The sequence below is a fragment of the Caulobacter sp. GW821-FHT09B11 genome, assembly GCF_059418205.1.
The window spans coordinates 116,474-124,020 of the sequence record NZ_JBWKPK010000017.1; the positions used below are offsets into that span (position 1 = coordinate 116,474).

The window sequence follows — 7,547 nt, forward strand, 5'->3', positions numbered from 1 at the left end:
AGTCGCTCCCCCCACCGATCGCTTCGCGATCACCTCCCCCACCGGGGGAGGTTCCTCAAGATCTACGCCGCCTCCGCCTGGCTCCACCGCGCCACCGTCTCCAGCAGCCGCGTCGGGTTGATCGGCTTGCCCAGGTGGTCGTCCATGCCGGCGGCCAGGCAGTTGGCGACCTGTTCGGGCAGGACGTTGGCGGTCATGGCGACGATCGGCGTGTGACGGCCGGCGTGTTCCAGGGCGCGGATGCGGCGAGTGGCGGTCAGGCCGTCCATCACCGGCATCTGCACGTCCATCAAGACCAGGTCATAGGCCTTGCCGGCCTTGAAGGCGTCGACCGCCCCCACCCCGTCGACGGCCGTCTCGACCTCGACGTCGAACGGCGCCAGCAGCGCCCCGATCAATTCGCGGTTGGCCGGATTGTCCTCGACCAGCAGCACCCGCGCCGGCCGCTCCAGGGCCGCCGGCTGGGCCGCGACGGGGATGTCGACGGCCACGGTGTCGGTGATCGGCAGGTCGACCTCGAACCAGAAGGTCGAGCCCCTCCCCGGCGCGCTCTCCACGCCGATGCGGCCGCCCATGGCGTCGATGATCCGCTTGCAGATCGCCAGCCCCAGACCCGTGCCCCCGAACCGCCGCGAGACGCCGGCGTCGGCCTGGATGAAGCGTTCGAACACCGCCTCGTGCATGTCGCCCGGCACGCCGATGCCGGTGTCGCGCACCTCGATCCGCAGGCGCTGGCCGACCGCCGAGGCCTGCTGGCTGACCGAGATCAGGATCCGCCCCTCGCTCGTGAACTTCACGGCGTTGGACAGGAAGTTCAGCAGCACCTGGTTCAGCCGCGCGGCGTCGCCGACCAGGGGCTTCAGGCCCGGCCCGAACTCCACCAGCACCGGCAGGCCCTTTTGCTGGGCCTGGGTCTCGATCAGGGCGGCGGCCGAGCGGGCCATGTCGCAGGGCCGGAAGGGTTCGGCGTCGAACTCCAGCCCCGCCTCCAGGCGCGAGAAGTCGAGCACGTCGTTGATCACGCCCAGCAGGGTGTTGCTGGCCTCGTGGATCAGCCGCACCTGCCGCGCGTCGGTCTCCGACAGGGCCGACGACTGCCGCAAGAGGCCCGAGAAGCCGATGATCGCCGTCAGCGGCGTGCGCAGCTCGTGGGTCATGTTGGCCAGGAAGTCGGCCTTGGCGGCGGCTGCGCCCTGCGCCTCCTGCGCGGCCTGGGCCAGGTCCTGCGCCAGGCGCTTGCGCTCGGTGACGTCGCGGCTGGTGGCGATGAAGCCGCCGCCGTCCTCGGCCGGCACCAGCGAATAGGTGCTCTCGATCCAGATCTGCGTCCCGTCCTTGCGGCGGAAGCGGTATTCCAGCGTGCGGGTGTCTGTCGGCCTCTTCAGCTCGCGGATGGCCGCCACCGCCTTGGCCCCGTCCTCTTGATCGACGCCCAGCAGGTTCGGCGCGACCAGGAACTCCTCGGGCGTGTAGCCGGTCAGCCGCTCGATGGCCGGCGAATTGTAGAGCCGCTTGCCCTCGCGATTCCACAGCGACAGCGCGTCGGTCAGGTTGTTGGCCAGGATGCCGTACAGCGACTCCTGCTCGCGCAGCCGCGCCAGGGCGCGCTCGGCCTCCAGCCGCCGCCGCTCGGCCTCCTCGGCCGACTGGCGCTGCACCTTCAGGCTCTCGTACAGGTCGCGCTTGGCCGCCTTCAGGCTCAGGCGCTGGCTATGGAGGAAATAGACCAGCGGCCCGCCTGCGATCGCGACGATGGTCATCGTCATCCACGGCGTGAAGATGTACGGCCGCGCCAGCAGCAGCACGTTCACCACGTAGTCCGTCCCGACCGCCAGGACCGCCACGACCGCGATGGTGGCGAGGGTGCGAAGGATGCTGGCTCTGAACATGGCCCCAGGATCGACGGCGCGACGGATCGAACGGCTCGACCCCTCCCGTTTGTCCATCATCTAGGAGTCCGAGGTGCTAAAATCGAAGCCTCGGAAGCCTTCGAAACACCCATCGCGACGCTAGGCCGCAGGGCTGACCACACCCAAGGTAGCGCTTGCGGCAGCGCTCTCGCGACCGGGCGTCGGCTAGCCGACCGCCGCCGCGCGGGCGAAGGCGTCCAGCGGCACGACCTTGCCGTCGATCCGCACCGGCGCGCGGGCGTCAGGGGCGGCGTTCAGCGCCAGGCCATCGATCGACAGGCCCTTCACGTGCCGCGCCCACAGACCCCAGGCCGGCGGATCGCCGAACATCCGCGGCTCGGGATAGGCGTCGGCCAGATCCGGCGGCTCGACGCCCGCCGCCTTGGCCCCGCCCAGGAACGACAGCGAAAGCCCCTCCAGCCGCACGTCCTCGATCGGCGCGTCCGGCAGGCCGGCCAGGATCACCGGCAGGTCGGCCCGCGCCTCGGATCCGGCCAGGTTGCGCACCCGCACCCGGCGCAGCGCCCCGGCCCTGGTCCCCTCCGGCCCGCGCAGCCGCGCGCCCAGCCGCAGGAACAGCGGCGCGCTGGTCATCTCGACCAGCCGCACGTCCTCGATCTCGACGTCCTCGATCGTCCCGCCGTCGACGGTCTCCAGCGCCAGCCCGCGCGAGCGCTCCAGCAGGCAGTCCTTGATCCTGATCCGGCGGAAGTCCCCGTTGCTCTCGGTGCCGATCTTGATGCGGCCGGTGACCCGGTCCTGGTCCGGCGCGATCTGTTGGGTCCGCCCCAGGCTGCCGTCCAGCACCGTGCCCAGGTCGAAGCCCGAGACGTGGCAGCCGACGATCTCGACGTCTTCCGTGGGCAGGACCTCGCCCAGGGCCATCGAGGCCTTCAGCACGATGGCGTCGTCGTTGGGCGTGTTGACCCGGCAGTGGGCGATCCGCACCCGCCGGCAGGCGTCGATGTCGAGCCCGTCGCGGTTGGTGTCGATCAGCAGGGTTTCGATCGCCAGGTCCTCGCAGCCCGTCGCCAGCAGCGCGAAGTGCCCGCCGCGATGGATCGTGAAGCCCGACAGACGCACGCCTCGGCAGCGCTTCAGGGCGATCGCCTTGTTGCCCTGGCCGATCATCGCCGCCCGCTCGGGCACGAGCTCGGCCATGGCCTCGGCCGAGAGGCCCACCATGCTCAGCGGAAACTCGCCGGCCTGCCGGCGCCAGCGCGACCCCGGCCCCTCGCGGGTCAGGCCCTCGCCGTCGATGCGGCCGGGACCGACGATGGCCACGTCCTCCAGGTCCTCGCCCCAGATCAGGCTGTTGCGCCAGTGGCTGTGGCCGAAGTCCTGGTAGAGGTCGTGCGGATTGTCCTCCGGCGGATCATAGGCCCCGCCGTGCCGCGCCGGATCGGCCGCGACCAGCACGCAGCCCTCGTCCAGCCGCAGGGTCACCCCGCTGGCCAGCCGGATGGAGAAGCTCAGATAGCGCCCCGCCGGCAGCCGCACGATCCCGCCGCCGGCCGCGGACGCCGCCGCGATGGCGGCGTTTATCGCGTCGGTGTCCAGCGCCTGCCCGTCGCCGACGGCGCCGAAGGTCCGGACGTCGAAGGTCACGTGTAGAGGCCGTGACGGCGCAGGAACGGCGGCAAGAGCTGCGGCCAGCTCATGTCCAGCCCCTTGGGGCCCGTCAGGCCAAAGCCGTGGCCGCCCTTCTCGAACATGTGCAGCTCGCTGGGCACGCCGGCCTTGCGCAGGGCCGAGTACAGCAGCAGCGAGTTGTCGGCCGGCACCACCTTGTCGTCGGCGGCGGTGGCGATGAAGGTCGGCGGCGTGTCGGCCGGCACGTCCAGCTCCAGCGAGACCGCCTTGCGCCGCGCTTCGGAGGCGTCGGCGCCCAGCAGTTCCTTCAGCGAGCCGCCGTGCGCGAACGGCGGCTGCATGGTCACCACCGGATAGAACAGCCCCGCCACCGACGGCCGCGTCGACAGCGTGTCGATGGCGTCGATCGGGGCGTAGGTCTGGCGCTTGAACTGGGTCGACAGCCGCCCGGCCAGGTGACCGCCGGCCGAGAAGCCCATCACGCCCACGCGCTCGGGATCCAGGCCCAGCTCGCCGGCCCGCGAGCGGATGATGCGGATGGCCCGTTGGGCGTCCTGCAAAGCGACGTCCGGTCCTGCCGCCCAGCCGTCGGCCGGCAGTCGGTAGGTCATCACGAAGGCGGTCACGCCCTGGTCGGCGATCCACTGGTCGATCGCTCCGCCGGCCTTGCTGACCGCCACCCGCACATAGCCGCCGCCCGGGATCATCAGGATCGCCGCGCCGTTGGGGTTCTTGGGCCGGCGCATCATCAGCACCGGATCGTTGATGTGCAGGAAGGCCGTGTCGTTGGGATCGCCGCCCGGCGTGCGCAGGATCACCTGCTCCTTGGCCGTGACCTTCTCGCCGCCCGGGGCCTTGCCCGGCCAGATCGGCTGGATCTCCAGCAGGGAAGCGGCGGGCTTAACAGCCTCAGGAGCAGCGCCTTGCGCCAGGGCCGGGCTGGCGGCGGTCGCGCCGGCCAGGGCCAGGAGGGAGCGACGGTCGATCATCGGATACCTCAATTTCCGCGCAGGGCCGCGCTGCTGCGCGCCGCGCTGGGAGCCATGACGAAGCTGTCGGGCGGGGTCGGCCTGGCCGGATCGAACGTCCCGGCGTCGGCGGAAAGATGGCGCGCCAGCTCCGGCACGCCCGCCTTGATCCCTTCCACGACGCACCGCGCCAGTTCATAGGCGCCGTAGTTGTCGTGGTGGGTGATGTCCTTGCCGCCGTCGGCGAAGGCCTTGGGCGATTCCGCCGGCCCCAGGGCCTCGTAGAAGACCTTGCTCATGGCCGCCAGATCGATCACCGGCACGCCCAGCTCCTGGCCCACCGCCAGCACGGCGGCCGGATAGTCGCCGTGGGTGTTGACGATCCGCCCCTCGGCGTCGAAGCGCCGGCGGTGCATCGAGGTCACCAGCACGGGCGTGGCGTTCCTGCGCCGGAACTCGCCGACATAGGCCTTGAGGTAGTCGCGCCAGGTCGTGGCCGCCTCGACATAGGTCTGGGGCCAGTTCGCTTTCTGGTCGTTGTGGCCGAACTGGATCAGCGCGAAGTCGCCGGCCCGCGTCTGGCTCAGCACCTTGTCCAGCCGATGCTCCATCAGGAACGACTTCATCGTCTCGCCGGACTCGGCGTGGCTGGCCACCGACACGGTCGGGGCGAAGAACCTGGGCAGCATCTGGCCCCAGCCGGCCGCCGGCTCAAACGGCTGGTCGGTGACCGTCGAGTCGCCCAGCAGGAAGACGCGCGGCACGCTGGCCGGCTCGACGCTCATCCGCGCCACCTTGGGGGTCGGGCCGCAGAACTCGACGGTCAGCCTGTCGTCCCAGTTGGGCGTGCCCTTCTCGCGCGGATTGAGGATCACCTCGGTCCCGCCCGGGGCGTTCTTGGGCGGCGGCGGCAGGGCGGGGTTACGGGTGTTCACGACGAACACCACCTCGCAGCGCTCCTTGGCCTTGGTGCGGATCTGCTCGGCCATCAGCCGGCGGGATTCGGCCTTCACGGTCAGGTCCGCGCCGCCGTCCACCTCCAGCGTCACGCGCCAGTCGCCTTCCGGAACCGCGACCGAGAACGACCGCCCCTCCCCCGGTTCGAAGCCGTAGCCGGCGGCGGGGTCGTACAGGCGGTCGGCCGCGACGGCCGTCCAGCCCTCGCGCGGCTTGCTGGTGAAATCGAATTTGAGGGCGGTCATCGGCGTTTCTCCCGCCAGGGCGGCGGTCGCCGGCGCCAGAATCAGGCCGGCCAGAACGCTGCGTCGCTTCAGCTGCATCCTCGTCGGTCTCCCCCTCGCGCGCGGCTGACGGCCGCCGTTCTTCGCCGGACCATTCCCGAATAACGGCCGCCAGCGCAAGATATTTCACATGTCGCCACACAAAACCAATATGTGGGACAAATAGTGAAGCCCGCCGGACCAATCCGACGAAACGCGGCTTGCGACGCATGGGAGGCCCGACTATGTTCCGCGCCGCTTCTCACGGCCACCCCCGTGTCGACAGCGGGCCGGTAGCTCAGTGGTAGAGCATTCGACTTTTAATCGAATGGTCCTGGGTTCGAATCCCAGCCGGCCCACCACCTTCCCTTTGAAATCCAACGTGTTTTGAGTTTCCCCTTCGGGGAACCGGGCGCCCGCGACGCCCCTCCCGCCCAAACTGCGCCTTGGTTCCAGGCGAACTCGGCTCAACCATTCGAAAGCCCCTCTCGATTCGTCTTCAACGGCGGATGACGAGTTGGCTTCAGGCGCGTTAGGGTCACGTCATGCGAAGTCTGCTCCTCCTCGCCGCCGCGCTTCCCCTGCTCGCCGCCTGCGCCAGCACCCGTGAACCGGCCCCGGAGCCGCCGCCCGAAAAGATCCAGACCACGTCCGAGGCCAACAAGGACGGCATCGGCGGCGCGGTGACCGCGCCCCTGCGCGACGTCAACCTGATGCGCACCAAGATCCCGGCCGCCCTGCTGGAGGCCATGCAGGATCCCTACGCCCGCCCCATGCCCGCCAGCTGCGGCCAGCTGACCGCCCTGATCAAGCCGCTCGACGCGGCCCTGGGCATCGACATGGACCAGGTCCCGCCCGGCGAGGACGAGGACTTGATGGACCGGGGCCGCAAGGCCGCCGGCGACGCCGCCCTGGGCGCCATGGCCAGCGCCGCCCAGGACCTGATCCCGATGCGCGGCTGGGTCCGCAAGCTGACCGGGGCCGAAAAGCACGACCGCCTCGTGCAGTCGGCCATGGCCGCCGGCGCCGTGCGCCGCGCCTATCTCAAGGGCCTGGGCGAGGCGCGCGGCTGCATGCCGCCGGCCACGCCCCAGCACCGCGGCGAGCCCCAGCCCGAGCCCAAGAAGCGCCGCTTCCCGTTCATGGGCGGCAATGACGCGCCCCCGCCCCCGCCGCCCAAGCCTGCGCCCTCGGTGGTCGGCCCGACCGTCGAGCCCATCCCCGACGTCCACGCCCCCCCGGCCGAACCGGCGACGGCCGCGCCGCAAGCCAAGCGCAAGCCCCGCTTCCCGATCGTCCCCGCCCCCGCCGCGCCACAACCGGCGCCGACGCCGACGGGGCCGCAGGGGCCTACCGACTGACCCTCTCCCAGAGGGAGAGGGAGGGGCCCGCGCGAAGCGTGGGAGGGTGAGGGGTTACGCCGCCAACCGGCGTGCCGGCACGCCGTCTCCGGTCCCTAACCCCTCATCCGACGCTTCGCGCCACCTTTTCCCTATGGGAGAAGGAAACCCGCGTCGGACGGGGATAGGCGGACGTCTATCCCCGTTGAGCTCGCGAATGAGTTCAACCCGATCAACGCCGTAAAACTTTCTCACGCCCGTGGATCAGACGCGTCGAAATCCCCCGCACAATAGACCCCGTCCCGTCGCAGGGAGAGGGCGCAAGGATCCGGCCCGAAGCGTGCGACGGCGATGCGATCGAGCGGGGCTGAAGGAGCGGCAAGAGCCGGGCCTGAAGGCTTAAACGAGGATGGGGGACGTAAACCCATCCATCGGGAGTCTGCCTGCAATAGGCTCCCGCCCGTCCGAGGGTCCGCTCCGGCGCCTTCTGTCTGCACGCGATGGCTAGCGAAGCTC

5 protein-coding genes and 1 tRNA gene are annotated in these 7,547 nt (G+C 70.6%); 2 read left to right on the forward strand and 4 right to left on the reverse strand.

Features of this window, described 5'->3' with window-relative positions:
- Window positions 1–62: 62 nt before the first annotated feature.
- The 4 genes from AC07N1_RS14510 to AC07N1_RS14525 all read right to left on the reverse strand — a co-directional run bounded on the left by AC07N1_RS14510 (window position 63) and on the right by AC07N1_RS14525 (window position 5,751).
- A complete protein-coding gene (locus AC07N1_RS14510; protein WP_494672451.1) occupies window positions 63–1,889 on the reverse strand; it encodes an ATP-binding protein in 1,827 nt (608 codons plus the stop codon).
- Window positions 1,890–2,075: 186 nt separating this feature from the next.
- Window positions 2,076–3,518 (reverse strand): rhamnogalacturonidase, encoded by a 1,443-nt coding sequence (locus AC07N1_RS14515; protein ID WP_494672452.1) that lies wholly within the window; start codon window positions 3,516–3,518, stop codon window positions 2,076–2,078.
- Entirely contained in the window at window positions 3,515–4,492 is a 978-nt protein-coding gene (locus AC07N1_RS14520; protein ID WP_494672453.1) for an alpha/beta hydrolase, read from the reverse strand. Before AC07N1_RS14520 ends, AC07N1_RS14515 begins: the two co-directional genes overlap by 4 nt.
- Before the next feature lie 8 nt (window positions 4,493–4,500).
- Window positions 4,501–5,751, reverse strand: coding sequence for a rhamnogalacturonan acetylesterase (locus AC07N1_RS14525; RefSeq protein WP_494672454.1), 1,251 nt, complete (start codon window positions 5,749–5,751; stop codon window positions 4,501–4,503).
- Window positions 5,752–5,978: 227 nt separating this feature from the next.
- Here AC07N1_RS14525 and AC07N1_RS14530 point away from each other — a divergent pair.
- A tRNA-Lys gene (locus AC07N1_RS14530) sits at window positions 5,979–6,053 on the forward strand.
- A gap of 183 nt (window positions 6,054–6,236) precedes the next feature.
- Window positions 6,237–7,052 carry a hypothetical protein gene (locus AC07N1_RS14535; protein WP_494672455.1) on the forward strand — a complete coding sequence of 272 codons (816 nt, stop codon included), beginning with the start codon at window positions 6,237–6,239 and terminating at the stop codon, window positions 7,050–7,052.
- The last annotated feature ends 495 nt before the right edge of the window (window positions 7,053–7,547 follow it).

Bases quoted from the DNA above. Each gene is read 5' to 3' on its own strand.
- AC07N1_RS14510 (WP_494672451.1), bottom strand. From the start codon at position 1,889: ATGTTCAGAGCCAGCATCCTTCGCACCCTCGCCACCATCGCGGTCGTG.
- AC07N1_RS14520 (WP_494672453.1), bottom strand. From the start codon at position 4,492: ATGATCGACCGTCGCTCCCTCCTGGCCCTGGCCGGCGCGACCGCCGCC.
- AC07N1_RS14525 (WP_494672454.1), bottom strand. From the start codon at position 5,751: ATGCAGCTGAAGCGACGCAGCGTTCTGGCCGGCCTGATTCTGGCGCCG.
- AC07N1_RS14535 (WP_494672455.1), top strand. From the start codon at position 6,237: ATGCGAAGTCTGCTCCTCCTCGCCGCCGCGCTTCCCCTGCTCGCCGCC.